The 24,784-nt window shown below is 56.8% G+C and carries 26 protein-coding genes and 1 pseudogene; 14 read left to right on the forward strand and 13 right to left on the reverse strand.

All coding sequences use genetic code 11. The features are described from left to right. Positions 1-41: 41 nt before the first annotated feature. From gshB to ruvX, 3 genes are all read left to right on the forward strand, one after another. Positions 42-986 (forward strand): glutathione synthase, encoded by a 945-nt coding sequence (gene gshB / locus ACJY2L_RS17640; protein ID WP_067433514.1) that lies wholly within the window; start codon positions 42-44, stop codon positions 984-986. Between the two features lie 187 nt (positions 987-1,173). Continuing rightward, positions 1,174-1,737 (forward strand): YqgE/AlgH family protein, encoded by a 564-nt coding sequence (locus tag ACJY2L_RS17645; protein WP_067433517.1) that lies wholly within the window; start codon positions 1,174-1,176, stop codon positions 1,735-1,737. Then, positions 1,737-2,150, forward strand: coding sequence for a Holliday junction resolvase RuvX (ruvX, locus tag ACJY2L_RS17650; protein WP_173645378.1), 414 nt, complete (start codon positions 1,737-1,739; stop codon positions 2,148-2,150). The genes ACJY2L_RS17645 and ruvX overlap by 1 nt, the downstream gene beginning before the upstream one ends. On the opposite strand, the gene ACJY2L_RS17655 is transcribed toward ruvX, so the two are convergent. After that, on the reverse strand, positions 2,151-3,173 hold the full coding sequence (locus ACJY2L_RS17655; RefSeq protein WP_439213808.1) for a type IV pilus twitching motility protein PilT: 1,023 nt from the start codon (positions 3,171-3,173) through the stop codon (positions 2,151-2,153). A 15-nt stretch (positions 3,174-3,188) separates the two neighbouring features. On the opposite strand from ACJY2L_RS17655, the gene ACJY2L_RS17660 reads away from it, so the two are divergent. From ACJY2L_RS17660 to hemW, 4 genes are read left to right on the forward strand one after another with little or no spacing between them, the layout of a single operon-like run. Further along, on the forward strand, positions 3,189-3,890 hold the full coding sequence (locus tag ACJY2L_RS17660) for a YggS family pyridoxal phosphate-dependent enzyme (RefSeq protein ID WP_187488505.1): 702 nt from the start codon (positions 3,189-3,191) through the stop codon (positions 3,888-3,890). Positions 3,891-3,902: 12 nt separating this feature from the next. Next, a complete protein-coding gene (locus ACJY2L_RS17665) occupies positions 3,903-4,457 on the forward strand; it encodes a YggT family protein (protein ID WP_067433529.1) in 555 nt (184 codons plus the stop codon). Between the two features lie 21 nt (positions 4,458-4,478). Next, positions 4,479-5,072 carry an XTP/dITP diphosphatase gene (locus tag ACJY2L_RS17670; RefSeq protein WP_439213806.1) on the forward strand — a complete coding sequence of 198 codons (594 nt, stop codon included), beginning with the start codon at positions 4,479-4,481 and terminating at the stop codon, positions 5,070-5,072. Then, positions 5,065-6,207: a radical SAM family heme chaperone HemW gene (hemW, locus tag ACJY2L_RS17675; protein ID WP_439213805.1), complete on the forward strand. Its 1,143-nt coding sequence runs from the start codon at positions 5,065-5,067 to the stop codon at positions 6,205-6,207. Before ACJY2L_RS17670 ends, hemW begins: the two co-directional genes overlap by 8 nt. A 44-nt stretch (positions 6,208-6,251) precedes the next feature. Here the strand turns inward: hemW and ACJY2L_RS17680 are convergent, their stop codons facing one another. From ACJY2L_RS17680 to trmB, 3 genes are all read right to left on the reverse strand, one after another. Beyond that, on the reverse strand, positions 6,252-6,974 hold the full coding sequence (locus ACJY2L_RS17680) for a DUF2884 domain-containing protein (RefSeq protein WP_067433538.1): 723 nt from the start codon (positions 6,972-6,974) through the stop codon (positions 6,252-6,254). Positions 6,975-7,063: 89 nt separating this feature from the next. Then, positions 7,064-7,390 carry a YggL family protein gene (locus ACJY2L_RS17685; RefSeq protein WP_439213804.1) on the reverse strand — a complete coding sequence of 109 codons (327 nt, stop codon included), beginning with the start codon at positions 7,388-7,390 and terminating at the stop codon, positions 7,064-7,066. After that, on the reverse strand, positions 7,390-8,109 hold the full coding sequence (gene trmB / locus ACJY2L_RS17690) for a tRNA (guanosine(46)-N7)-methyltransferase TrmB (protein ID WP_209501433.1): 720 nt from the start codon (positions 8,107-8,109) through the stop codon (positions 7,390-7,392). The genes ACJY2L_RS17685 and trmB overlap by 1 nt, the downstream gene beginning before the upstream one ends. 153 nt (positions 8,110-8,262) lie before the next feature. On the opposite strand from trmB, the gene mutY reads away from it, so the two are divergent. From mutY to mltC, 3 genes are read left to right on the forward strand one after another with little or no spacing between them, the layout of a single operon-like run. Further along, the gene (gene mutY / locus ACJY2L_RS17695; protein ID WP_067433548.1) at positions 8,263-9,345 is read left to right on the forward strand and encodes an A/G-specific adenine glycosylase; all 1,083 of its coding nucleotides are present in this window, start codon (positions 8,263-8,265) and stop codon (positions 9,343-9,345) included. Continuing rightward, a complete protein-coding gene (locus ACJY2L_RS17700) occupies positions 9,345-9,617 on the forward strand; it encodes an oxidative damage protection protein (protein ID WP_067433551.1) in 273 nt (90 codons plus the stop codon). The genes mutY and ACJY2L_RS17700 overlap by 1 nt, the downstream gene beginning before the upstream one ends. A gap of 60 nt (positions 9,618-9,677) precedes the next feature. Further along, positions 9,678-10,751 (forward strand): membrane-bound lytic murein transglycosylase MltC, encoded by a 1,074-nt coding sequence (gene mltC, locus ACJY2L_RS17705; RefSeq protein WP_439213803.1) that lies wholly within the window; start codon positions 9,678-9,680, stop codon positions 10,749-10,751. Between the two features lie 1,095 nt (positions 10,752-11,846). Here mltC and ACJY2L_RS17710 read toward each other — a convergent pair. Together ACJY2L_RS17710 and ACJY2L_RS17715 are read right to left on the reverse strand one after the other, a co-directional pair. After that, positions 11,847-12,677 (reverse strand): phosphoenolpyruvate hydrolase family protein, encoded by an 831-nt coding sequence (locus ACJY2L_RS17710; protein ID WP_187488508.1) that lies wholly within the window; start codon positions 12,675-12,677, stop codon positions 11,847-11,849. Between the two features lies 1 nt (position 12,678). After that, complete coding sequence (locus ACJY2L_RS17715) at positions 12,679-13,899, reverse strand: Tm-1-like ATP-binding domain-containing protein (protein WP_439213802.1); 1,221 nt, start codon at positions 13,897-13,899, stop codon at positions 12,679-12,681. A gap of 261 nt (positions 13,900-14,160) precedes the next feature. Between ACJY2L_RS17715 and ACJY2L_RS17720 the strand changes: the two genes are divergently transcribed. Beyond that, positions 14,161-14,796, forward strand: a complete 636-nt coding sequence (locus ACJY2L_RS17720) for a TetR/AcrR family transcriptional regulator (RefSeq protein ID WP_067433563.1) — start codon at positions 14,161-14,163, stop codon at positions 14,794-14,796. Between the two features lie 31 nt (positions 14,797-14,827). On the opposite strand, the gene ACJY2L_RS17725 is transcribed toward ACJY2L_RS17720, so the two are convergent. The 3 genes from ACJY2L_RS17725 to ACJY2L_RS17735 form a co-directional block, all read right to left on the reverse strand. Then, positions 14,828-16,975 carry an ornithine decarboxylase gene (locus ACJY2L_RS17725; RefSeq protein WP_439213801.1) on the reverse strand — a complete coding sequence of 716 codons (2,148 nt, stop codon included), beginning with the start codon at positions 16,973-16,975 and terminating at the stop codon, positions 14,828-14,830. 498 nt (positions 16,976-17,473) lie between these two features. After that, on the reverse strand, positions 17,474-17,722 hold the full coding sequence (locus ACJY2L_RS17730) for a hypothetical protein (protein ID WP_439213800.1): 249 nt from the start codon (positions 17,720-17,722) through the stop codon (positions 17,474-17,476). A 347-nt stretch (positions 17,723-18,069) separates the two neighbouring features. Further along, positions 18,070-18,555, reverse strand: a complete 486-nt coding sequence (locus tag ACJY2L_RS17735; protein ID WP_439213798.1) for a CinA family protein — start codon at positions 18,553-18,555, stop codon at positions 18,070-18,072. Between the two features lie 218 nt (positions 18,556-18,773). Between ACJY2L_RS17735 and ACJY2L_RS17740 the strand changes: the two genes are divergently transcribed. Together ACJY2L_RS17740 and yghX are read left to right on the forward strand one after the other, a co-directional pair. After that, positions 18,774-21,098 carry an FdhF/YdeP family oxidoreductase gene (locus ACJY2L_RS17740; protein WP_439213797.1) on the forward strand — a complete coding sequence of 775 codons (2,325 nt, stop codon included), beginning with the start codon at positions 18,774-18,776 and terminating at the stop codon, positions 21,096-21,098. Between the two features lie 120 nt (positions 21,099-21,218). After that, entirely contained in the window at positions 21,219-22,106 is an 888-nt protein-coding gene (gene yghX / locus ACJY2L_RS17745) for a YghX family hydrolase (RefSeq protein WP_439213795.1), read from the forward strand. A 13-nt stretch (positions 22,107-22,119) separates the two neighbouring features. On the opposite strand, the gene ACJY2L_RS17750 is transcribed toward yghX, so the two are convergent. After that, entirely contained in the window at positions 22,120-22,407 is a 288-nt protein-coding gene (locus ACJY2L_RS17750) for a SelT/SelW/SelH family protein (RefSeq protein ID WP_439213794.1), read from the reverse strand. Between the two features lie 230 nt (positions 22,408-22,637). Between ACJY2L_RS17750 and ACJY2L_RS17755 the strand changes: the two genes are divergently transcribed. Beyond that, entirely contained in the window at positions 22,638-23,738 is a 1,101-nt protein-coding gene (locus ACJY2L_RS17755) for an NADH:flavin oxidoreductase/NADH oxidase (RefSeq protein WP_439213793.1), read from the forward strand. Between the two features lie 3 nt (positions 23,739-23,741). Here the strand turns inward: ACJY2L_RS17755 and ACJY2L_RS17760 are convergent, their stop codons facing one another. The 3 genes and pseudogenes from ACJY2L_RS17760 to ACJY2L_RS17770 all read right to left on the reverse strand — a co-directional run bounded on the left by ACJY2L_RS17760 (position 23,742) and on the right by ACJY2L_RS17770 (position 24,776). Continuing rightward, entirely contained in the window at positions 23,742-23,933 is a 192-nt protein-coding gene (locus ACJY2L_RS17760) for a hypothetical protein (protein ID WP_067433584.1), read from the reverse strand. A gap of 224 nt (positions 23,934-24,157) precedes the next feature. Beyond that, a pseudogene (locus tag ACJY2L_RS17765) lies at positions 24,158-24,490 on the reverse strand (helix-turn-helix domain-containing protein); the annotation flags it as partial. 136 nt (positions 24,491-24,626) lie between these two features. Beyond that, positions 24,627-24,776, reverse strand: a complete 150-nt coding sequence (locus ACJY2L_RS17770; protein ID WP_439213792.1) for a DUF2474 domain-containing protein — start codon at positions 24,774-24,776, stop codon at positions 24,627-24,629. Between the last annotated feature and the right edge of the window lie 8 nt (positions 24,777-24,784).

The raw sequence follows: 24,784 nt of genomic DNA on the forward strand, positions 1-24,784 counted from the left end.
AATAAATGAAGCGAGCCATTAAGGCTCACCGGGAGAATAAGATGATTAAGTTAGGCATTGTAATGGACCCCATCGCGTCCATTAATATTAAAAAAGACAGCAGCTTTGCCATGTTGCTGGAAGCACAGCGCCGTGGTTACGAAATTCACTACATGGAGATGAACGATCTCTATCTGCGCGGCGGCGTGGGCCGCGCCCGCACGCGCACGCTGAGCGTCGAGCAGAACTACGACAAATGGTATGAATTCGGCAGCGAGCAGGACATTGCGCTGGCCGATCTTAACGTCGTACTGATGCGTAAGGATCCGCCGTTTGATACCGAGTTTATCTACGCGACCTATATTCTGGAACGCGCTGAAGAACAGGGCACGCTAATCGTCAACAAACCGCAAAGCCTGCGTGACTGTAACGAGAAGCTGTTTACCGCCTGGTTTGCCGAGCTGACGCCAGATACGCTGGTAACGCGCAGCAAAGAGCAGATCCGCGCCTTCTGGGAAGAGCACGGCGATATCATTCTGAAACCGTTGGACGGCATGGGCGGCGCCTCGATTTTCCGCGTGAAGAAAGAGGATCCGAACCTGTCGGTGATCATCGAAACGCTGACCGAACACGGTAACTTTTACTGCATGGCGCAGAACTATCTGCCTGCGATTACCGAAGGTGACAAGCGCGTGCTAATGGTCGACGGTGAGCCGGTGCCTTACTGCCTGGCGCGCATTCCTAAGTCGGGCGAAACCCGTGGTAACCTCGCGGCCGGTGGCCGTGGCGAAGCGCGTCCGCTGACCGAAAGCGACCTGGAAATTGCCCGCCGTGTTGGTCCAACCCTGAAAGCCAAAGGGCTGATTTTTGTTGGCCTCGACATCATTGGTGATAAACTCACCGAAATTAATGTAACCAGCCCAACCTGCATTCGCGAAATCGAAGCCGCTTTCCCGATCTCCATTACCGGCATGTTAATGGACGCCATTGAAAAGCGTTTGGGCTGATTCAGCAAACGGGGGGTGATCCCCGTTTTGCCAACCCGTTAATTGTACTTTCGGCACAAACCGCGAGCTTCATATTGCGCTTACGCTTGCCTGCTGCCGATGAGCCAGGCGAGTCGATAGAGTGCCGTATTATGAAGCGGCGCGGTGTGTTGCCAACAGCAATTGACCGCAGATAAAACGAGTGAGAATGAATTTACAGCATCATTTTTTAATTGCGATGCCTTCGCTACAGGACCCGCTCTTCAAACGCTCGGTGGTCTACATTTGCGAGCACAACGATGAGGGAGCAATGGGCATTATCGTGAATAAGCCGATGGAAAACCTCAACGTTGACGGCATGTTGAAAAAGCTGAAGATCTCTCCAACCACGCGTGATCCGGCCGATAAGCTTGATAAACCGGTGTTCTCCGGTGGCCCGCTGGCGGAGGATCGCGGCTTTATTCTGCATTCTGCGCAGCGCACTTTCGCCTCCAGCATTCGTATCTCTGATAACACGGTGATTACCACTTCCCGCGACGTGCTGGAATCCCTGGGCACCCCAGAGCAGCCGCAGCATGTGCTGGTGGCGCTGGGCTATTGCGCGTGGGAGAAAGATCAGCTGGAAGAGGAGCTGCTGGAAAATGCCTGGCTGACCACCTCCGCCGACAGCAACATCCTGTTCCATACCCCGATTGCTGAACGCTGGCGTGAAGCGGCGAAAAGCATTGGCGTGGATATTCACAATATCGCCAGTGAAGCAGGTCATGCCTGATGTCGCATACGCTTCTGGCCTTTGATTTTGGCACCAAAAGTATCGGCGTGGCGATTGGCCAGCAGATCACCGGCAGCGCCCGTCCGCTAACCGCCATTAAAGCACGTGACGGCATTCCCGACTGGCAGCTGATCGAGCGCCTGCTGAAAGAGTGGCAGCCCGATTTCGTGGTGGTTGGCTTGCCGCTCAACATGGATGGCACCGAACAACCGTTAACCGACCGCGCACGGAAATTCTCCCAGCGCCTGCATGGCCGTTTTGGCGTGCGCGTTGAGCTGCACGATGAACGTCTCAGCACCGTTGAAGCACGGGCAGAGCTGTTTGCTCACGGCGGATTTCGTGCGCTGAACAAAGGCAGCGTCGACTCGCTGTCGGCGGTAATCATTCTTGAAAGCTGGTTCGATACGCACTGATTAACCGCCTGCGTCCGGCGTTGCCGCCGCAGCCACCAGCGCCAGCCGGCTGCGCTCCTGCAGGCTCTGTTCAAAGGTTTGCATGCCAGACTGCGCGCCGGTTTGCAGCAGGCCCGGCAGCTGATGGGTTTTGCCTTCGCGGATCAGGTTGGCGGCCGCAGGCGTGTTGATCAACACTTCAAACAGGCCAATGCGCCCGCCCTGCCGCGCCGCGACCAGCCGCTGCGCCACCACCGCCTTCAGGCTGCCCGCTAACTGCGTGCGCACCAGATTTTTCTCTTCGGCAGGAAACACATCCACCAGCCGTTCCACCGCCTGCGCTGCGCCGCGGGTATGCAAGGTTGCCAGCACCAGATGGCCGGTTTCTGCCGCCGTCAGCGCCAGGCGTATAGTTTCGCTGTCACGCAGTTCACCCAACAGAATGACATCGGGATCTTCTCGCAGCGCCGCTTTTAGTCCCTGCGCGAAACTGCTGCAGTGCTGGCCCACCTCGCGCTGCTGAATCAACGCCCGCTGGCTGCGGTGCACAAACTCAATGGGATCTTCCAGCGTCAGAATATGCACATCGCGCTGCACATTGAGCTGATGGATCATCGCCGCGAGCGTGGTGGATTTACCGCTGCCGGTGGCGCCGGTCAGCAAAATCAGGCCATCCTGCTGCTCAAGCAGCATTGATACCACAGCAGGCAGCCGCAGTGTCTCCAGCGCCGGCGGTTCGCTGGCAATCAGCCGCAGCGCCAGCGAAAGGCCATTGCGCTGCGCAAACAGGTTCGCTCGCAAACGCGTGCCATCAGTGGTGGTCAGGGCAAAATCGACATGGCCAACGCTCTCCAGATAGCCAAGCTGCGTGGCACTGAGCCACTGGCGCGCCAGCTCCTCCAGCCGCTCGCCAGCCACTGTCTGCTGTTGTGGAATGGGTTCCAATGCGCCATATCGCCGCCACAGCGGCAAATGTCCGCTGCAAAGGTGCAGATCGGCGGCATTATGCTTTACACTAAGCGCCACGATATCTTCCACATTCATAATACTCTCCCGACTATGACCTCAATCCAGCACAACCTACAGCACGTACGCCAGCAAATCTCAGCGGCGGCGCAGCGTTGCGGCCGCGCTTCCGAAGAAGTCAGGTTGCTTGCAGTCAGTAAAACCAAGCCTGTGAGCGCGATCGAAGAAGCTATTCAGGCAGGCCAGCTCGCCTTTGGGGAAAATTACGTTCAGGAAGGGGTTGAAAAGGTCGTGGCGCTGGCCGCACATCAGCAGGTGGAGTGGCACTTTATTGGGCCACTGCAGTCGAACAAAAGCCGTTTGGTCGCAGAGCATTTTCACTGGTGTCACACGGTGGATCGCCTGCGCATCGCCAGCCGACTGAGTGAGCAGCGTCCTGCGGCGCTGGGCGAGCTGAACGTCCTGATTCAGGTCAATATCAGCGACGAAGCGAGCAAGTCAGGCATTGCGTTACCGGACGTGGCGGCGCTGGCTGATGCTATCAACGCCCTGCCCAATCTGCGGCTGCGCGGGCTGATGGCTATTCCGGCACCGCAGTCCTCTTATCAGGATCAACTGGCCGTCTGCCTGAAAATGGCCGGCGCTTTTGAGGCACTACAACGAGACTATCCTTCTGTCGATACGCTTTCTCTGGGAATGAGCGACGACATGGACGCCGCGATTGCGGCAGGCAGCACCATGGTGCGCATTGGAACCGCCATTTTTGGCGCACGCGATTACTCCACACAACAATAATTGAGGAACCTCATGCTAACGCTGACTTTTCTGGTCAAAACCCTGATCGACCTGTACGTAATGGTGCTGCTGTTGCGCATCTGGATGCAGTGGGCGCGCTGCGATTTTTACAATCCGCTGGCGCAGTTCGTGGTCAAAGTGACCCAGCCTATCGTCAAGCCGCTGCGTCGCGTTATTCCGGCTATTGGGCCGGTGGATACCGCCTCTCTGCTGCTGGCGTTTGTGTTGACCACGCTGAAATACCCGATTTTACTGCTGATTCAGGTGGGTGCCTTTTCGGTCGATCCAACCAACCTGCTGGTTGGGTTGCTGTCGCTGCTGAAATCGGCGGGATATCTGGTGTTCTGGGTGATCATCATTCGCTCACTGATGAGCTGGATCAGCCAGGGGCGCAACCCGGTAGATCAGGTGCTACTGCAGCTGACCGAGCCACTGATGGCGCCGATTCGTCGTATGCTGCCCGCCATGGGCGTCATCGACTTCTCCGCCATGATTGTGATTCTGGTGCTGTACGCGCTGAACTTCCTCGGCATGGATCTCTTCCCTGGCCTGTGGTACCTGCTGTAACCGATGAATTCTGGAACTCCTATGCAAAAAGTAGTACTTGCTACCGGCAACGCCGGTAAAGTGCGCGAAATGGCCGATCTGCTGGTGGACTTTGGCCTTGATGTCGTGGCGCAAAGCGACCTTAACGTCATCTCCGCTGAAGAGACCGGCCTGACCTTTATCGAGAATGCCATTTTGAAGGCGCGTCACGCGGCGCAGATTACCGGGCTGCCCGCCATTGCCGATGACTCGGGTCTGGCAGTAGATGCGCTTGGCGGCGCACCGGGCATCTACTCGGCGCGTTACGCCGGTGAAGATGCCAGCGATGAGCAGAATCTGCAAAAATTGCTGGCAGCGCTGGAAAACGTGCCAGACGATCGCCGTCAGGCGCAATTCCACTGCGTGCTGGTTTATGTGCGTCACGCCGCCGACCCGGTGCCGCTGGTGTTCCACGGTAGCTGGGCCGGTGAGATTGCCCGTGCGCCAGCGGGTGCAGGCGGCTTTGGTTACGATCCGATTTTCACCGTGCCCGAACTGGGAAAAACCGCCGCCGAGCTGAGCAAAGAGCAGAAGCGTGCGATTTCTCATCGTGGAAAAGCGTTGAAGCTGCTGCTGGATGCCATGCGTAATGGTTGAGTTGCCGCCGCTGAGCCTTTACATCCACATTCCGTGGTGCGTACAGAAATGCCCTTATTGCGACTTCAATTCACACGCGCTCAAGGGCGAAGTGCCGCACGAAGAGTATGTGCGTCATCTGTTGGCCGATCTCGATAACGATGTGGCTCTCACCGCAGGCCGCGAAGTCAGCACCCTCTTTATTGGCGGCGGCACGCCGAGCCTGCTCAGCAGCGAAGCGATGCAGCTGTTGCTGGATGGCGTACGTGCACGTCTGCCGCTGGCCACCGACGCGGAAATCACCATGGAGGCGAATCCGGGGGCGGTAGAAGCCGATCGTTTCAGCGGCTACCAGCGCGCTGGCGTGAACCGCATCTCCATTGGCGTGCAAAGCTTTAGCCCGCAGAAGCTGCAACGTCTGGGACGCATCCACGGCCCGGAAGAAGCGATTCGCGCGGCACATCTTGCCGCCGGGCTGGGGCTGCGCAGTTTCAACCTCGATTTGATGCACGGCCTGCCCGATCAGTCGCTGGCTGAGGCGCTGGATGATTTAAAACAGGCGATTGCGCTCAATCCGCCGCACCTCTCCTGGTATCAGCTGACTATCGAGCCGAACACCCTGTTTGGATCGCGGCCGCCGGTGCTGCCGGATGACGATTCGCTGTGGGATATTTTCGAGCAGGGCGATGCGCTGCTGCGCGCTGCCGGTTATCAGCAGTATGAAACCTCAGCCTATGCCAAACCCGGCTATCGCTGCGAACACAATCTGAACTACTGGCGCTTCGGTGATTATCTTGGTGTGGGTTGTGGCGCACACGGCAAGCTCACGCAGCCTGACGGAACGATTCTGCGCACGGTAAAAACGCGTCATCCACGCGGATTTATGGCGGGAAATTATCAGGAAAAGCAGTTTGCCGTTGCCGATCACGACAAGCCGTTTGAGTATTTCATGAACCGTTTTCGTCTGCTGGAGGCGATGCCGCGCGACGAGTTCAGCCGCTATACCGGCCTGCCGGTAGCGATGATTCGGCCACAGATCGATTGTGCGCTGGAGAAAGGCTACATCACAGAAAGCGAGCAGAGCTGGCAGATTACCGAACAGGGCAAGCTATTTTTGAATTCGCTGCTGGAGCTGTTCCTCAGCGAAGAAGAATAGAAAAAGGCGGCTCCGGGGCCGCCTTTTTTATCCCGGCTAAACGATCAGGAACGGATACCGGCAACCAGCGCCTTGCGCTGCGCTTCCAGCGTCGTCACCCGGTTACAGACTTCGTGACCGAAGTTCTGGAAATCCTGTTCCTGATTGCTCCATTCCGCCTGAATCGCCTGCTGTAAACCGCCGAGATTGCCCATAATCGCCTGCAACGGATTACCGTTGCCACCGCCGCCAGACTGCTTTGAGCCCATCTCATTCAGGCTGTCCTGCAAGACGCCGCCGAGGCTGCTCTGCACCAGCTGTTCACCATCCTGACGTACCTGATCGATCGCCTGGTGGTGGAACGTCAGCCCATCGCTGCGATGTTCGATAATGCGGTTCATCTGCTGCTTAAGCTGGGTGTTCAACGTGCTGAGACGATTACGCACGTTGCTCTGCTCGCCCAGCTTCTCAACGATAACCCGATCCAGCGCCACGCGCCCTTTTTCCAGACGCTGCGTGGCGCCCTGATCGATCCACGGCAGATCGCGACGCAGCGCAGCCTGATAATCGATCGCTTTTTGACGCGTGGCATTATCAACTTCAACAGCGCTGCCGTTGAACTTCACGTTACCGGTAGGGGAAATTTCGAGGTTGCCATTGCTGCCAACCACCTGCACGCTCTGCGGGCCCACCACCACGTCATCCTGTGGCTTCACGCTGCATTCGTAAGCGGCCTGCGCCTGAACGGCGGCCAGCATCAGCATCGCCGCCAGTGTTTTTCGAATCATGCCTTCTCCTGATTAGGGTTATCCTGCGCCCGGAAGGGAGCGACCGGGGTGCCCGATCGCGGTATTGCATGCTCAGCGGGACGTGCTGCTTAGTCCCACCAGACGTCGAATAGTTCAGTGACTTTAACGTCGGCGTACTGGCGATCTTCCAGCCATTTGCGCACCAGTTCACGATGCTCGTCGGTGCATTTTCCAGTCTGCTGCAGGCAGATTAAACCTTCCCACTGCAGATATCCGCTGCCATCAAACGCCAGGCCTGCTGGGTCGATCACCTCGTTAATCAGGGCATCAACGGCGGTATCAATCTCCGCTTCGCTGGTGCCGTCGGGAAAACGCCAGGCAACGGAAAAGCCCAGTTCCTGAAACTCATCAATGTGCAGTTTTTTCCGCAGACGACGACTACGTTGTGTGGCCATTATTTCACCCTCTCAAACATTAAATCCCATACGCCGTGGCCCAGTCGCTGCCCGCGTTGCTCAAACTTGGTTAACGGTCGCGATTCAGGACGCGGCACATAATTGCCCTCCTCGGACAGATTTTTATACCCGGCGATGCTGCTCATCACTTCCAGCATGTGCTCGGCGTACTGTTCCCAGTCGGTGGCCATGTGAAAGACGCCGCCCAGCTTCAGCTTGCGCATCACCAGCTCAGCAAAAGGCCCCTGCACGATGCGGCGCTTATTGTGACGCGCTTTATGCCAGGGATCGGGGAAGAAGAGCTGCACCATGCGCAGTGAGTGATCGGGAATCATCTTTTCCAGCACTTCCACCGCATCGTGACACATCACACGCAGGTTGTTGACGCCCGCCTCTTCCGCCGCGCTCAGACAGGCCCCAACGCCGGGAGCATGCACTTCAATGCCGAGGAAATTTTGCTGCGGATTGCTGCTGGCCATTGCCACCAGTGACGCGCCCATGCCGAAGCCGATCTCCAGCACCGTGGGCGCCTCGCGGCCAAACAGCTGCGGCAGATCGATCGGTTCAGGCTGGTATTCAACGCCCAGAACTGGCCAGAGTTGATCCAGCGCCTGCTGCTGGCCTTTGGTCAAACGACCCTGGCGGCGTACAAAACTGCGGATGCGCCGCAAAGGCCGTCCGTTCTCATCAAATTCTGGAGTTATGACGTCATTGATCATCGGTTGCCTGCTGCTGTGCTTATTTTGGGAAAACGGCATTATGCAAAGTTACCAGGCAGAAGCAAGCTCTTGCAAACTTCCGGTTTACAGCATTACGCGTCTGTGCTGGAATTCCTGCCTGAGTGTAGAGTAATCACGGAAAATTTCCTTCTTATGATGCAAGCGCAACCATTCGCGCAACAAGTGCTGGAATGGTATCAGCGCTTTGGCCGCAAAACCCTGCCGTGGCAACAGGAAAAAACGCCTTATAAAGTCTGGCTGTCAGAAGTGATGCTGCAACAAACGCAGGTCGCCACGGTGATTCCCTACTTCCAGCGTTTCATGGCGCGTTTTCCCACCGTCACCGATCTTGCCGCGGCGCCGCTGGATGAAGTGCTGCATTTGTGGACCGGACTGGGCTATTACGCCCGTGCGCGCAATCTGCATAAAGCAGCACAACAAATAGCGGATAAACATCAGGGCATCTTCCCGCAAAACTTCGAGGACGTCTCAGCGCTGCCAGGCGTCGGTCGCTCCACCGCGGGCGCCGTGCTGTCGCTGTCGCTCGGCCAGCATTTTCCTATCCTTGATGGCAACGTAAAACGCGTGCTGGCACGCTGTTATGCCGTCTCCGGCTGGCCCGGCAAGAAAGAGGTAGAGAAAAAGCTGTGGCAGATCAGTGAAGAGGTCACACCGGCGCAGGGCGTCAGCGAATTTAACCAGGCGATGATGGATCTCGGCGCGCTGGTCTGTACGCGCTCCAAACCGAAATGCGAACTCTGCCCGCTGAATCGCGGCTGCATCGCCTATGCCACCAGCAGCTGGGCGAGTTACCCGGGCAAAAAGCCGAAGCAGACGCTGCCGGTGCGTGAAGGCTGGTTTTTGATGATGCAGCGCGACGACGGCATCTGGCTGGAGCAGCGCCCGCCCGTGGGCCTGTGGGGCGGCCTCTATTGCTTCCCGCAGTTTAACAGCGACGCCGATCTGCGCGACTGGCTGCGCAGCCAGGGACGCGATCCGGCGGCGTTGCAGCAGCTCACCGCCTTCCGCCATACCTTCAGCCATTTTCATCTCGATATCGTGCCAATGTGGTTACCTGAGCCTTCTTCCGGCGCAGCGATGGATGAAGGCAGTGGTCTCTGGTATAACTTAGCGCAACCGCCGTCTGTGGGACTGGCTGCTCCGGTTGAGCGGCTGCTGCAACAGTTGCGTCACCCACAACAATTGACGACCCGCGTGACCGAAGAGGAAGAGTAATGAGCCGCACTATTTTTTGTACCTATTTACAGCGTGATGCTGAAGGCCAGGATTTTCAGCTCTATCCTGGCGAGCTGGGCAAGCGTATTTACAACGAAATCTCGAAAGAAGCCTGGTCGAAATGGATGGCGAAACAGACCATGTTGATCAACGAGAAAAAGCTCAACATGATGAACGTAGCCGATCGTAAGGTGCTGGAGCAGGAGATGGTTAACTTTCTGTTTGAAGGCAAAGAGGTTCATATCGACGGTTATACGCCACCAGAAGCGTAACCGTTTGGGCCTCGGCTGAGGCCCGCACTTTATCAGGCACTGACACTAATCGACTCTAAAATGAATAAAAAATTAATTGCCTTAATGGTAATAGCGCCACTCCTGATCTCCTGCTCCGGCAATAAAAAGCAAGTTTCACACGAAGAATGGGTCAAAGACACCAACGCTTTCGATATTTTAATGGGCCAGTTTGCCCATAACATCGAGAACATCTGGGGCATCAATGAAGTTCTGATCGCCGGCCCGAAAGATTACGTAAAATATAGCGATAACTACTCTACGCGCAGCCACATCAACTTTGATCGCGGCTCGATCACCATTGAAACCATTTCCGGCACCGATCCTTCGGCCAGCCTGCGTCAGGCGATTATCAGTACGCTGTTAGTCGGCGACGATCCTGGCAATGTGGATCTCTATTCCGACGCCAACGATATCAAGATCAGTAAAGAGCCGATGCTCTATGGTCAGGTGCTGGATAATACCGGTGCGCCGATTCGCTGGCAGGGCCGCGCCGCCAGTTTTGCTGATTACCTGTTGCAGAACAAGTTGCAGCGACGCACTTCCGGCCTGCATGTGATCTGGTCGGTGACCATTCCGATGGTGCCGAACCACCTCGACAAACGTGCGCATAAGTATCTGCCGCTGGTGCGTAAATCTGCCGATAAATACGGCGTTGACCAGTCGCTGATTCTGGCAATCATGCAGATTGAATCGAGCTTCAACCCCTACGCAGTCAGCCATTCTGATGCGCTGGGTCTGATGCAGGTGGTGCAGCACACCGCTGGCGTTGACGTGTTCCGCATGAAAGGGAAATGGGGCAAACCGAGCCGCAGCTACCTGTTCGATCCGGAAAACAACATTGATGCCGGTACCGCTTATCTATCGATTCTGCAAAACAGTTATTTGGGCGGGATTTCCAACCCAACCTCCCGCCGTTATGCGGTGATCACCGCTTACAACGGCGGCGCCGGTAGCGTGCTGCGTGTGTTCTCAAGTGATAAGAACCGTGCGTTTAACCTGATTAACGCCATGTCACCAGCGCAGGTTTACCAGACGCTGACCAGCGATCACCCTTCCGCCGAGTCACGACGTTATTTGTATAAGGTGAGTACCGCTCAACGGAGCTATAGGTAGAGTTGAGGTGGATTGGGCCTTGCCGGCGGGCTTTGCCTTGCAGGCGGCGTTAAGGTCAACGTCTTTACGGTCAATGTCTTTAAGGTCAACGTCCATTTCGTTCTGCCCTTCGGGCCGCCCGAGCAGGGGCGGCAGTCGCCCCGCCCCTGCACCCCGGCTATCCGGCAAGCACAACCGCCCGCCACAGGCGGGTACCCTCGTCGGTTCACATTTCTTCACGGACCGCTCGCGATTCGCTCCTGCTCAGCGCTCCCTTGTCCCGCCATCCATGGCGGGCCATCCTGAAATGTTCACCTCCTCAGCGGTGGTGATGCCTCCTCAAGGTCAACACCCAGGTCAAAACCCAAAACAAAACCCAAAACAAAACCCAAAAAACCTCTAAAACAAAGCCAATGCCAATGCCAATGCCAATGCCAATGCCAATGCCAATGAAATTTTAAGCCTTTGATTTTGGGTTTTGGGTTTTGGGTTTTGGGTTTTGGGTTTTCTTTTAGATTGTGGTTTTAGTCTTTTCGGTTTTGACGTTGACCTTGAGGAGGCATCACAAACGCCGAGGGAAAAGCGTTTTCCAGGGCGAGCCGCAGGGAGGCGGCGAGAGGACGCGCTGAGCCGGGAGCGAATCGCGTCCGGCCCGTCAGGAAAAGGCTTTTGCTGAGGGCACCCGCTTCAGCGGGCGGTTGTGTTTGCCGGATAGCGCGGGTGCAGGGCCGGGGCGACTGCCGGCCCTGCTCGGGCAGGCTTTAGCCTGGACGAAATGGCTTTTGACCTGGCCCTGCTCGGGCAGGCTTTAGCCTGTACGAAATGGCTTTTGACCTGGCCCTGCTCGGGCAGGCTTTAGCCTGGACGAAATGGCCTTTGACCTGGCCCTGTCCGGGCTGCCTTCAGCCTGGACGAAATGGTCTTTGACCTGGCCCTGCCCGGCCTGCCTTCAGGCAAAACGAAATGGCCTTTGACCTGGCCCTAAAAAGCCCGCCTGCAAGGCAAAATCGCCCCGCCCCGCCCCACCCCGCCTGCAAGGCAAAAAAAAAAGGCTGCCTGAAAGGCGGATTGCCTTCCAGGTCGCCTGGCTTAATTCCCCTGGTGTTGGGAATAGTACTAGCGTTTTATATTTTTGAACTGCTGTGTGGTCTCGGTTAATGCTACTTCTGTCGGCAGCCGCTCCATAGAGCTGGCACCGTAAAATCCATCGCATAACGGGCAATGTTCAAGAATATATTGTGCATCCTGCGGCGTGGCGATCGGGCCACCGTGGCACAGAACAATCACATCCTCGCGCACTGCTTTTGCCGCCTCTGCCCATGTATTTATTATCGGCACACAGTCGGCCAAACTTAAGGCCGTTTCGGCACCTATTTTACCGCCGGTGGTTAAACCCATGTGCGGCACGATAATGTCAGCGCCCGCTTCGGTCATCGCCACCGCGTCATCGGCACTGAACACATAAGGCGTGGTCAGCAGATCCTTTTCATGCGCCAGGCGAATCATCTCCACTTCCAGCGCATAACCCATGCCGGTCTCTTCCAGATTAGCGCGGAAGTTACCGTCAATCAGGCCGACGGTAGGGAAATTCTGTACGCCTGAAAAACCCAGCGTTTTGAGATCGTCGAGAAATTTATCGAACAGGCAAAACGGATCGGTGCCGTTAACACCCGCCAAAACCGGCGTCTTTTTCACTACCGGCAGCACCTCTTTCGCCATGTCGACCACGATTTCATTGGCGTTGCCGTAGGCGAGCAAACCCGCCAGCGAACCGCGGCCCGCCATGCGATAGCGACCAGAGTTATAGATGACGATCAGATCGATGCCACCCGCCTCTTCGCACTTCGCTGAGAGACCGGTGCCTGCGCCGCCGCCGATAATCGGCTCACGGCGGGCAATCATCTGCCGAAAAGTGCTGAGTATTTCCTGACGCGTAAACGCAGGCATGTTAAATCTCCCTGGAAAACAGTTGGCGAAATATTCCGACCGCTTCATTAGCAAAAAGTGGATCATTAATGTTATAGGGCAGGCGGATCAACTGCCGCCGGCTATTTTGTTGCAGCTCCGCCTCAAGCGTGCGGATAAAAGCGTCGTTAGCCTGCGGATTCCAGAACGGCTGGCCCGGCGCATCAAGCGCTGAGAAGCCGCCTTCCGGCAGCAGGAAACGGATTTCGCCCTGGCAACGGTTCAGCTTGGCTGCGATCCATTTCGCCATGACGACATTTTCTTCTGGCGTGGTGCGCATCAGCGTCACCTGCGCATTGTGCTCGTAAAACAGGCGATCGGCATAGCGCGCCGGTACGCTGGCCCGCGCGCCGAAATTGACCATATCCAGCGCACCACAGGAGAGCACGCACGGCGCGCCGCTGTGGGCGATGGCATCAAAGCGATCTTCGCCGCAGGCCAACACGCCGCCAAACAGCAGATCGCACACTTCGGTGGTGGTTAAGTCGAGCACACCATCAAGCATGCCGCTGGCGATCAGCTTTTCCATCGCTCTGCCGCCGCTGCCGGTGGCGTGAAACACCAGACAGTCGAACTCCGCTTCCAACTGATCGCTGACGTGCTGAATGCAGGGCGTGGTGACACCAAACATTGTCAGGCCCAGCGCAGGTTTGTCGCTGCTGGCCGTGGCGTCGGCAAACAGCACCGCGCCCGCCATTTGGTGCGCGGCGTTGCCTAACACCTGACGAGAAATACGGTTCAGGCCGGCGACGTCGGTAACGGAATAGATCATGCTGATATCGCTGGCGCCGATGTAGCCGGAGATATCTCCTGACGCCATGGTCGAGACCATAATTTTTGGAATGCCGATCGGCAGCATCTGCATCGCAGGCGTAATCAACGCCGTGCCGCCGGAACCGCCCAGGCCAATAATGCCCGCAACGTCGGTGGCCTGGCTGAGAAAGCGTTCAAACGCCAGCGCCATCGCCGCAATCGCTTTACCGCGATCGCCACAAAATACCGCTGATGCCCCTTCCGGATGGCAGGCCGCCACCTGCTGCGGTGTGATATCGGCAGCAGAATCGACATGCAACGCATGGGTAGACAGGTCCACCGTTTTCACCGGCAACGCCGTTTTCGCGATCAGATCGCGAACGAAATTGAGTTCTCTTCCTTTAGTATCAGCCGTGGCAACTGCATAGATAAAACCCTTGTCTACGTTCATTTCTGTTACCTAATCCTGTTATATTAATCAATAACGAGTTGATAAATTTGAAATAAAAACCACACTATCCTGTGCAGAGCAGGCTGAATACGCGTTTCTGCCCAACAATATAACCGGTGTGATTAATAAATCAAGAGAATGAAACAACCGTCTCAGTTCATCCATACCGCCGCTGCGTAATTTCGTCCGCAGTCGGCGGGTAATTTTTGCTATAGTGCCTTTCCGGTTACTGCTGCCGGATAAAGACAAGATGAGGTTATTGTGGTCGAAAGGGATCCCCAACAAGGAACATCACTCACATCGACGCGCGCCCGCACGCGTCGCTTGTTGATTGACACCGCTATGGCGCTGTTTGATGGCGGCGCTTTTCCTTCCGTAACGGAAGTGGCGCATGCTGCTCAGCTCTCACGCGCGACCGCTTATCGCTACTTTCCGACGCAAAGCGCCCTGGTTTCCGCCATTGTCACCGAGACATTAAGCCCGATGCGCCAGTGGCAGCCCACGGAAAAAGAGAGTGGAGCCCGCATGGAAGAGCTAATCGCCTTTGCCTTCCCCAAAATGCTGCAACACGAAGGCACGCTGCGTGCGGCGCTGCATCTGTCGCTGACGCAGTGGGCGCAGGCGCAGGCGCCTGATGCGCTGCCGGTTAAAGAGAAACTGGTGCGCGGCAATCGCAAACAGCTGCTGCAAAAAGTGGTCGAGCCGCTGGAGAAAGAGCTGCCGCCAGCGCTACTCAACAAGGTAATCTATTCGTTGTCGCTGATCTATGGTTCCGAAATTTTTCTGGTTATGAAGGATATTTGGGGATGTAACGACAGCGAGTTAACAGAAGTAGCGCAATGGATGGCCAAAGCGGTGATTAATCAGGCGCGTCTTGAGGCCGGAAGCACATCGTAAAAATGGCGGCCTGTGCCGCCATATCGGTTGATCAACGCAGGACGTAGCCCATCAGCCTTTTTGCTCCCTGCTCATCCGTTTCGCTGTAAACGCCCTGCAGTTCCGGCGAGAAGCCCGGCAGCAAATTGATGCCCGCCTCCAGCGCGAGAAAATAGCGCTGTACCGCCCCGCCCCACACTTCGCCCGGCACTACGCACAGCACGCCCGGTGGATAAGGCAATGCACCTTCTGCCGCAATGCGCCCCTGCGCGCTGGCGATCGGTACCAGCTCGACGTCGCCGCGAATAAACGCAATATTGGCATCCTGTGGATTCATCGCCACCGCAGGAAAACTTGCCTGACGAAACATCGCTTTTTGCAAATCCTTCACGCCATAGCTGACATAGAGATCGTGCATCTCCTGACAGAGCTGGCGCAGCGTATAATCCGCATAGCGCACCGCATTTTTGCGCCAGATGGTCGGCAGCACGTCGCTCAACAGCGCATCCTCTTTTACGTGCCGTTCGAACTGCTGCAGCATCGCCACCAGCTGTGCCAGCTTTTCGCGACTTTCCGCTGGCGTCAGTAAAAACAGAATCGAATTCAGATCGCACTTTTCCGGCACAATGCCGTTTTCACGCAGATAATGCGCGAGGATAGTCGCCGGAATGCCAAAATCGGCATAGTCGCCGCTGGCCGCATCAATGCCCGGCGTAGTGAGCAGCAGCTTGCAGGGATCGATAAGGTATTGATCGCGCGCGTAACCGGCAAACCCGTGCCACTCCGCGCCCGGTGCGAAGCTAAAGTAGCGCACGTCACCGGCGATGGTCTCGGTTGGCGCGGCCTGCCACGGCACGCCGTCAACGCTGTCCGGCAGGAAAGGCCTGATCATGTCGCACTGGCTGAGTATCGCTTTGCGCGCCTCAATGCCCATGACCACACATTCGTGCCACAACCGGCGACCCGCTGGCCACTGGTGCATTTTGGCGTTCACATCCAGCGCGGCAAACAGCGGGTAAAACGGGCTGGTTGAAGCGTGCAGCATAAAGGCATTATTCAGCCGCTTGTGGCTGCAAAACCGCGCCTGGCCGCGCAGGTGATTATCTTTTTTATGAATCTGTGAGGTTTGCGAAAATCCCGCCTGCTGTTTGTGCACCGACTGGGTGACAAAAATGCCGGGATCGTCGGCGTTAAGTTCGAGCAACAGCGGTGAACAGGCAGCCATCAGCGGAATAAACTGCTCATAACCGACCCACGCCGAATCAAACAGAATGTAGTCGCACAGGTGGCCGATGCGGTCAATCACCTGGCGGGCGTTATAAACCGTGCCGTCATAGGTGCCAAGCTGAATGATCGCCAGCCGGAAAGGCCGCACATCGGTGGCGCGTTCAGGCGCTACCGCCGCGATCTGTTCACGCAGATACGCTTCATTAAAACAGTGCGCATCAATGCCGCCAATGAAGCCAAACGGATTGCGCGCCGCCTCCAGATAAACCGGCGTGGCACCCGCCTGAATCAGTGCGCCGTGGTGGTTGGACTTGTGATTATTACGATCGAACAGCACCAGATCGCCGCGGGTCAGCAGCGCGTTGGTCACCACTTTGTTGGCGCTGGAGGTGCCGTTGAGCACGAAGTAGGTTTTGTCGGCGTTAAACACCTTCGCCGCAAATTTTTGCGCATCTTTCGCCGATCCTTCATGAATCAGCAGATCGCCGAGCTTCACGTCGGCATTGCACATATCGGCACGAAACAGCGTTTCGCCAAAGAATTCGAAAAACTGGCGTCCAGCCGGATGCTTTTTAAAGAACGCGCCGCCCTGATGCCCCGGACAGGCAAAGGTGCTGTTTTCCATCGCGACATATTTGGTCAGCGTATCGAAAAAAGGCGGCAGCAGCGCCGCTTCATAGGCGGCCGAGGCCTCTTCCAGCAGCGCGCCATCACCTTCATCGCCGCGCAGTATCGCCGTGACTTCGGGCAGATTTTCCGGCAATTCCCCCGCCGCCAGCTGAATAAATACCGGCAGCGAAAAGCCGGTATGCCGCAGCAGCGTCAGCATTCCGCTGCGCGCATCGGCCAGCGACAGCACAACGGCGGCGATATCGGTAAAGTCAGTGTTATCCAGCGTCACGATCTGACGTGTCGTGCGCAGTCGCAGCACAGGAGCCAGCGCAATGCTGGCGGCAATTTTTAACGGAGTCATAGCACAAATCCCCGGCGGTCAAGGATGAGCGGGTGCCTGAGGCACAGCAAAGGAGAGCACAGCACTCCCGGCGAATGATGTTGATTCTGGTGCAAAGCGATATCGCGCCTCACCCGCCAGACATCAGTAAAAACAGAGGATGACGTCTGCTTTTACGCATGTCCAACAGCCAGCAAACCCGGCTTCACCGCAGATTAGATGTGCGTATCGCACCAGCATGGCAAGCTACGCATGGCCCGGATTCCGCCTTAACAACACGGCGATCAACAGCATCAGCCAGCAGCAGTAAACCCGTCATCGCGATAACCTTCCACAAGGAGAAAAAATAAAGAAAAGGAGAAAAAAAGGCCGCGCAATAATCGCACTTTACCCACTGCCAAACAACCCAAAAAGCATAAATAAAAAGTCACACCTTAAAAAACACAACATCCTGAAAACATTAAAATAAAATAAAAAAACACGAAAAATACCGATTAAAAAATCTCAATAAACGAAAAATTATGCAAATAACACACTCATATCTGGCCTACAAACCCTTAGTTTACTGGCCCGCTCATTATCTCTCCTCGATTCATACCTGGCGAACAGCTTCCCGACTCCAGCCGTCCGCTGTTCAATTTTCGCTTTTCTCTTTCCGCTTCCCGCTTTTCGCTTTCCGCCTTTCACTTTTTGCTTTTTGCTTTTTGCTTTTTGCTTTTTGCTTTTTGCTTTTTGCTTTTGACCTGGGTTTTGACCTTGAGGAGGCATCACCACCGCCGAGGCAAAAGCGTTTTCCAGGGCGAGCCGCAGGGAGGCGGCGAGAGGACGCGCTGAGCCGGGAGCGAATCGCGTCCGGCCCGTCAGGAAAAGGCTTTTGCTGAGGGCACCCGCTTCAGCGGGCGGTTGTGTTTGCCGGATAGCGCGGGTGCAGGGCCGGGGCGACTGCCGGCCCTGCTCGGGCAGGCTTTAGCCTGGACGAAATGGCCTTTGACCTGGCCCTGCTCGGGCTGCCTGCAAGGCAGAACGAAATCGCCTTTGACCTGGCCTTTGACCTTAAAACATTGACCTTAAGACGCTGACTTTAAAAAGCCGCTTGCCAGGCACCAAAGCCCCCCCTACACCAATAACTCCCCCAGCCTCCGCAAAGCATAACTTGCCGCCTGGGTAATCACCCGCTCCGGCTCATCCTTAAACAGCATGCGCTCGCTCACCACGCCGCCATCAGGCAGGCTCCAGGCGAACCAGATAGTGCCTGCTGGCGTGCCATCTTCCGCATCATCCGGCCCGGCATAACCGCTGATCGCAAGTCCAACCTTCTCCTGCGCCAGCGCTTTAATGCCTTCTGCCATTTCGCTGACCACCTGCTGACTCACCGCCGTATAGCGCGTCAGGCTCTCCGCTTTTACCCCAAGCACGCGCTGCTTGGCATCTTCGGTATAGCTCACCACGCCACAGCTAAAAAAGTCAGCGCTGCCGCTGGTAGCACCCATCGCCTGACTGGCGAGACCAGCGGTACAGGATTCAGCAATCACCAGCCGCAGACCAGCGGCTTTCAATTTTTTCCCGGTATTTTCCGCTAATGAAATCAGTGCATTATCCATTGTTTCCTCCTCACTCTGTTTCAGCCCATAACGGCTACCCGTTGAAAATAATCCTAGCTCAACGCCCGGATCGGGCAAGCGTAGCGTGGGCCAGCAAACCCAGCGCGGAAACATTTTGAGAAGGTTAAACAGGCATTGAAAACACCACTTTTGCGGCTTAACGCAATTTATGTACCAGGCTTAGAAGAAAAATAAACAGCAGAACAATGTGGAGCATTATGAAAGAGAAAAATCGCACCGTAGGCATCGCGCCTTATGGCGGCTCAGCCGGTGGCTGGGGCGCATTGAAAGCCGTGGCCGACGCTATTCGTGGCCAGATGTCGGTCAAGCAGGATGTGATCGCCCTGTTCAAAGTTAACCAGCCGCAGGGCTTTGACTGCCCCGGCTGTGCCTGGCCCGATCCGCAGCACGCTTCATCCTTTGAGTTCTGTGAAAACGGCGCCAAGGCGGTTTCCTGGGAAGCCACCAGCAAGCGCACCACGCCGGAATTTTTTGCCGCGCACAGGGTCAGTGAGCTTTGGCACCGCAGCGCGTTTGAGCTGGAAGGCGAAGGGCGCCTGACGCACCCGATGAAATATGACGCGGCAACAGATACCTATCAGCCGATTGAGTGGGAAACCGCGTTTAACGAGATTGGCGAGCATCTGCGCAGCTATGAAGATCCCAACAGCGTGGAATTTTACACCTCGGGCCGCGCTTCTAATGAAGCCGCGTTCCTGTGGCAGCTGTTTGCCCGCGAATATGGCACCAATAATTTCCCCGACTGTTCCAACATGTGCCACGAGCCTACCAGCGTCGGCCTGCCGGAATCGATCGGCGTCGGCAAAGGCACGGTGCAGCTGGAAGATTTTGATCACGCCGATCTGGTGCTCTGCATCGGCCATAATCCCGGCACTAACCATCCGCGCATGCTCGGCACACTGCGCGAAGTTTCCAAACGCGGCGGCACCATCGTCGCCATTAACCCGCTGCGCGAGCGCGGACTGGAGCGCTTTACCTCGCCGCAAAGCCCTATCGAGATGCTGTCGTTTAGCTCAACCGAACTCGCCTCAACCTACTACAAAGTGCGCGTTGGCGGTGATGCCGCCATGCTGAAAGGCGTGATGAAGCTGCTGCTGCGCATGCATGAGGATGCGCTGGCGGCAGGCGAGCCAGGCGTGATCGACGAAGCCTTTATCAACGAACACACAGAAGGTTTTGACGCGCTGAAGGCGGATCTCGATGCCACCGACTGGGATCACATCCTGAAGGTGTCGGGCATGGAACGTGAAGAAATCCAGCATATTGCGCGTCTGTACGCCAATGCGGAGAGAACCATCGTCTGTTACGGCATGGGCATTACCCAGCACCAATACGGCACGCAAAACGTGCAGCAGATCGCCAACCTGCTGCTGATGCGCGGCAATATCGGTAAAAAAGGCGCTGGCATCTGTCCGCTGCGCGGCCACTCCAACGTGCAGGGCGACCGCACCGTTGGCATCACCGAAATTCCGTCGCAGGAACTGCTCGACAGCATCGAAAAAGCCTTTGGCTTCCGGCCGCCGCAGGAGCACGGTCACGGCGCGGTTGAAGCGATTCGCGCCATTCGCGATGGTCATTCGAAAGCCCTGCTCTGCCTTGGCGGCAACCTGGCCGAAGCGATCTCCGATCCGCAGGTCACCTTCCCGGCGATGCGCAAGCTCGATCTGGTGGTGCACATGGCGACCAAGCTCAACCGTTCGCACCTGCTGCTCGGCAAGCACAATTACCTGCTGCCAGTGCTGGGCCGTACCGAAACCGACGTGCAGAAGTCTGGCGCGCAAAGCGTCACGGTGGAAGATTCCATGTCGATGGTGCACGCCTCGCGCGGCTCGCTGAAGCCTGCCTCGCCGCACCTGAAGTCAGAACCGGCGCTGGTTGCCGGGCTGGCCATGGCCACCCTGCCGAATACCGTGGTGGACTGGCAGAAGATGATCAACGACTACAGCTTTATTCGTGACGCCATTGAAAAGGTGTTCCCGGCCTTTGCAGACTTCAATGAGCGGGTGAAGCAGCCAGGTGGCTTCCACCTGCGTAACACCGCCGCTGAACGCGTCTGGAATACGCCAACTGGCCGCGCGCAGTTTAAGGTGATGCAGGGGATTAACGAAGATCCACGCTCGCTGAAATGTCACGATATGGTGCTGACCACGCTGCGTAGCCACGATCAGTACAACACCACGCTGTATGGCCTGAACGATCGCTATCGCGGCGTCACCGGTCGCCGTGATGTCCTGTTCCTCAATGCCGATGAGGCGGAGAAGCGTCAGCTACGCGTCGGCGACCAGGTTAACGTCATCGCGCTGGATGCTGAGGGCAATCACACATCGCGCCGCATGGATAATCTCACCATTGTGGTGCTGGATATGGCCGCCGGTTCTGCAGGCGCCTACTATCCTGAAGCGAACGTGCTGGTGCCACTGGACAGCCACGATACCAAAAGCGGCATTCCAGCCTATAAAAGTGTGCCGATCGCCATGGAACGCGTAGCGGAACCGGTGGAAACCTCGGGCGCGCGCCGCTAACCTCTCGCCAGACGATGGATAACAGCCCACTTCGGTGGGCTGTTTTACGCCGCTCACTGCTTTCTTTTTCATCAATTTGCCTGTTATGTTACAGGTCAATCTGCTGAACAGGAGTCGGTCATGACGCGTCTTACTGCAAAAGATTTCCCGCCCGAACTGCTCGAGCTTTACGACTATTACGCCCACGGAAAAATCAGCAAACGTGAGTTCATTTCAATGGCGGCGAAACTCGCCGTTGGCGGCATGACCGGCGCGACGCTACTGGGCATGATGCGCCCCAACTATGCGCTGGCGCAGCAGGTGGAATTTACCGATCCCGCCATTATCCCGGAATATATTCATTACGATTCGCCTACCGGCAACGGCGAGGTGCGCGCCTACATGGTGAAACCGGCCAACGCCAGCGGTCCGTTGCCCGCCGTGATGGTGGTGCATGAGAACCGTGGCCTGAATCCTTATATAGAAGATGTCGCCCGCCGCGTTGCCAAAGCGGGCTTTGTGGCGCTGGCGCCGGATGGCCTGAGCAGCGTGGGCGGCTATCCCGGCAATGACGACAAAGGGCGCGAGCTGCAAGCGCAGGTTGATGCCACCAAACTGATGAATGACTTTTTTAACGGCATCGATTTTTTAATGCACCACCAGGCCAGCAACGGCAAGGTCGGCATAACCGGCTTTTGTTACGGCGGCGGTGTCGCCAATGCGGCGGCGGTTGCCTTTCCGGAGTTGCGCGCCGCGGTGCCTTTTTATGGTCGCCAGCCGAAAGCGGAAGATGTGCCGCGCATCAAGGCGCCGCTGCTGATCCACTATGCGGCGCTGGATACGCGCATTAACGAAGGCTGGCCCGCCTGGGAGGCGGCGCTCAAAGCGAACAACAAACATTACGAAGCCTGGATCTATCCTGGTGTAAACCACGGCTTTCACAACGATTCAACGCCGCGCTACGACAAAGCCGCTGCCGATCTCGCCTGGGATCGCACGCTGGGCTGGTTCCGACGATATCTGGTGTAGTGCGTGGCAGGCTTCAGCTGCCGCGCTTCTCGTTGTGGCCCAGATTTCTGTCCGGAAAAGCGTGATCGCGCAGCCGCTGCTTCATCGCCGCCGCCTCAGGAAAGCCGCCGTCGGCCTTGCGATCCCACAGCAGCGTGCCATCGGCTTTGATCTGATAGATGCCGCCGGTGCCCGGCACCAGCGTCACCGACGCGAGATCGGTGCTGAAGGTGTGCAGCAGTTCCTGCGCCATCCATGCGGCGCGCAGCAGCCAGTTGCATTGTGAACAGTATTCGATGGTGATAGCGGGTGAAGGGGACATGACGATACTCCGACAAGGATCAGAATGAAGCCGTATTTTGCCAGCTATTGCGCGGCAAGCCCACATTCGTGCGGCCACCGCCACTGGTGGTAAGTGCGCGGGTGCCGTGAACGGGTATTATCAAGATGACGCGATCGCGCGGCAATCTCGCGACGATGGCTCATGCCAACCGATTTCCTGCCGGGCAATGTTGTCCGCAGGCATGTTTAACGCAGTATTCAGGAGAAGCTATGTCAGGGTTATTTTCCCCCTTTACGCTGAAATCAGTGACGTTGCGCAACCGCATCGCCGTACCGCCAATGTGTCAGTACAGCGCCGTTGACGGCTTCACTAACGAATGGCACAACGTGCACTACAGCGCTCTGGCGCGTGGCGGCGCAGGCCTGGTGATCGTTGAAGCCACCGCGGTTTCCCCTGAGGGCCGTATCACGCCGGGATGTACCGGCATCTGGAACGACGAGCAGGCTGAAGGCCTGGCTAAAATCGCCCGTGACATCAAAGCAGCAGGCGCGGTGCCGGGGATTCAGATTGCCCACGCCGGGCGTAAAGCCAGCGCCAACCGCCCGTGGGAAGGCGATGACCATATCACCGCCGGTGATGCCCGCGGTTGGGAAACCATCGCGCCATCTGCCGTGGCCTTTGGTCAAAACCTGCCGCAGGTGCCACGCGAAATGACACGTGAAGATATCGCCCGCGTCACCGCTGATTTTGCCGCCGCTGCCCGTCGCGCCCGCGATGCCGGTTTTGAGTGGATTGAACTGCACTTCGCCCACGGCTATCTGGCGCAGAGCTTTTTCTCGGTGCACTCCAATCAGCGTACCGACGAATACGGTGGCGATCTGCAGGGCCGCAGCCGCTTCATGCTGGAAACGCTGGATGCGGTACGCAAAGAGTGGCCTGAGCACCTGCCGCTGACCGCCCGTTTCGGCGTCATCGAATATGATGGCCGCGACGAAGAGACGCTGCAGGAGTCAATTTGGGTGACTAACGAGATGCGTAAAAACGGTCTGGATATGCTCAGCGTCAGCATCGGCTTTTCTACGCCGGACGCCGCTATTCCGTGGGGACCGGCATTTCTGGCGCCGATTGCCGAACGCGTGCGTCGCGAAGCGGATATTCCGGTCGCTTCCGCCTGGGGCATTGATGTGCCGGCAATGGCGAACGACACCGTGGAGAAATCACAGCTGGATCTGGTGATGGTTGGTCGTGCGCACCTGGCGAATCCACACTGGCCTTACCATGCCGCGCTGAAACTTAATCAGGATCGCGCCGCGTGGGTCTTGCCAGCGCCTTATGCGCACTGGCTTGAGCGTTATCGCACCAGCGAGTAAGCCTTACTGCAGGGCGCAGGACGCGCCCTCATCGAGATGCTCTGACAGATTGGCATCCCCGAGGATTTCGCCTTCGTGGCAACGGGTGTTGTGCAGCATGTTGTTTTTTTCGTTCAGCGGCGAGGTGCTCTGCGCACAGGCTGTCTGGCCCGCGAGTGACGCAGCAAATAGTACAGTAAACAGTAACGAGCGCATGATCTTCTGCTTTTTTAAAAATCAGTGAAAGGTTGAGCGGGAAATTACGCCATCTTCAGCGCGCGGCGATTATGCCGCCAGCGCGCCCTGTCGTCTTATTAACGCGTGCTCTTTTCCACGTTTTTTTCATCGGCGTTGTTCATCATCCATGCGGGCAACTGAGGCTCGGGAATCGCCGTGCCACCAAAGGGGCAATAGAGCGCGCTGTCATCGGTTTGGCTGGCGCGTCGATAGGCGGCAGGCGTCTGATGAAAATGGCTTTTGAACACGCGGGTAAAGTGCTGCTGGGTGTTGAAACCGTAACGAATGGCGATATCCAGAATAGAGAGGCGCGTTTTACGTAACGCCACGGCAGACTGCGTCAAACGGCGCTTGCGGGTGTAATTCGCCAGCGTTTCGCCGGTGTAATCTTTAAACAGCCGCTGCATGTGCCATTTTGAATATCCCGATTTGTCGGTAATGGTGTCGATATTGAGTTCGGCAGAGAGGTTGGCTTCTATCCAGCCGATAAGCTGACTGAAGTAGGCCTGTTTTAACGTGAGGTCGGACTTTCTCATTGCGGATGCGCGCTAGCGGGCAGTGGTTTATCAAATGGTGAAGTAGTTTAGCATGAAATCATTACATTGTTAACGATTGGCGCCACCGGGAAGCCGTGCGCATAAAAAAAACGCCCCGTTGCGGGGCGTTCAGCGATCAGTGAGATTTCATGCCTGCCGCGGTCATCATCATGCGGAACAGCATGGCGACGACGCCTAACGCCAGCACGCTGGCGCCGTAGATTATCACCAGCCACAGCATGCGCTGCCACAGTGGCGCTTTGGGTGTTACGGTTGCTTCAGTCACAGAACCCT

The sequence above is a fragment of the Duffyella sp. Ts4 genome (assembly GCF_051851875.1).
Lineage (GTDB): Bacteria > Pseudomonadota > Gammaproteobacteria > Enterobacterales > Enterobacteriaceae > Duffyella > Duffyella gerundensis.

Coding starts and splice junctions, on each gene's coding strand:
- gshB (WP_067433514.1), top strand. CDS start 42: ATGATTAAGTTAGGCATTGTAATGGACCCCATCGCGTCCATTAATATT.
- ACJY2L_RS17645 (WP_067433517.1), top strand. CDS start 1,174: ATGAATTTACAGCATCATTTTTTAATTGCGATGCCTTCGCTACAGGAC.
- ruvX (WP_173645378.1), top strand. CDS start 1,737: ATGTCGCATACGCTTCTGGCCTTTGATTTTGGCACCAAAAGTATCGGC.
- ACJY2L_RS17655 (WP_439213808.1), bottom strand. CDS start 3,173: ATGAATGTGGAAGATATCGTGGCGCTTAGTGTAAAGCATAATGCCGCC.
- ACJY2L_RS17660 (WP_187488505.1), top strand. CDS start 3,189: ATGACCTCAATCCAGCACAACCTACAGCACGTACGCCAGCAAATCTCA.
- ACJY2L_RS17665 (WP_067433529.1), top strand. CDS start 3,903: ATGCTAACGCTGACTTTTCTGGTCAAAACCCTGATCGACCTGTACGTA.
- ACJY2L_RS17670 (WP_439213806.1), top strand. CDS start 4,479: ATGCAAAAAGTAGTACTTGCTACCGGCAACGCCGGTAAAGTGCGCGAA.
- hemW (WP_439213805.1), top strand. CDS start 5,065: ATGGTTGAGTTGCCGCCGCTGAGCCTTTACATCCACATTCCGTGGTGC.
- ACJY2L_RS17680 (WP_067433538.1), bottom strand. CDS start 6,974: ATGATTCGAAAAACACTGGCGGCGATGCTGATGCTGGCCGCCGTTCAG.
- ACJY2L_RS17685 (WP_439213804.1), bottom strand. CDS start 7,390: ATGGCCACACAACGTAGTCGTCGTCTGCGGAAAAAACTGCACATTGAT.
- trmB (WP_209501433.1), bottom strand. CDS start 8,109: ATGATCAATGACGTCATAACTCCAGAATTTGATGAGAACGGACGGCCT.
- mutY (WP_067433548.1), top strand. CDS start 8,263: ATGATGCAAGCGCAACCATTCGCGCAACAAGTGCTGGAATGGTATCAG.
- ACJY2L_RS17700 (WP_067433551.1), top strand. CDS start 9,345: ATGAGCCGCACTATTTTTTGTACCTATTTACAGCGTGATGCTGAAGGC.
- mltC (WP_439213803.1), top strand. CDS start 9,678: ATGAATAAAAAATTAATTGCCTTAATGGTAATAGCGCCACTCCTGATC.
- ACJY2L_RS17710 (WP_187488508.1), bottom strand. CDS start 12,677: ATGCCTGCGTTTACGCGTCAGGAAATACTCAGCACTTTTCGGCAGATG.
- ACJY2L_RS17715 (WP_439213802.1), bottom strand. CDS start 13,899: ATGAACGTAGACAAGGGTTTTATCTATGCAGTTGCCACGGCTGATACT.
- ACJY2L_RS17725 (WP_439213801.1), bottom strand. CDS start 16,975: ATGACTCCGTTAAAAATTGCCGCCAGCATTGCGCTGGCTCCTGTGCTG.
- ACJY2L_RS17730 (WP_439213800.1), bottom strand. CDS start 17,722: ATGCCTCCTCAAGGTCAAAACCCAGGTCAAAAGCAAAAAGCAAAAAGC.
- ACJY2L_RS17735 (WP_439213798.1), bottom strand. CDS start 18,555: ATGGATAATGCACTGATTTCATTAGCGGAAAATACCGGGAAAAAATTG.
- ACJY2L_RS17740 (WP_439213797.1), top strand. CDS start 18,774: ATGAAAGAGAAAAATCGCACCGTAGGCATCGCGCCTTATGGCGGCTCA.
- yghX (WP_439213795.1), top strand. CDS start 21,219: ATGACGCGTCTTACTGCAAAAGATTTCCCGCCCGAACTGCTCGAGCTT.
- ACJY2L_RS17750 (WP_439213794.1), bottom strand. CDS start 22,407: ATGTCCCCTTCACCCGCTATCACCATCGAATACTGTTCACAATGCAAC.
- ACJY2L_RS17755 (WP_439213793.1), top strand. CDS start 22,638: ATGTCAGGGTTATTTTCCCCCTTTACGCTGAAATCAGTGACGTTGCGC.
- ACJY2L_RS17760 (WP_067433584.1), bottom strand. CDS start 23,933: ATGCGCTCGTTACTGTTTACTGTACTATTTGCTGCGTCACTCGCGGGC.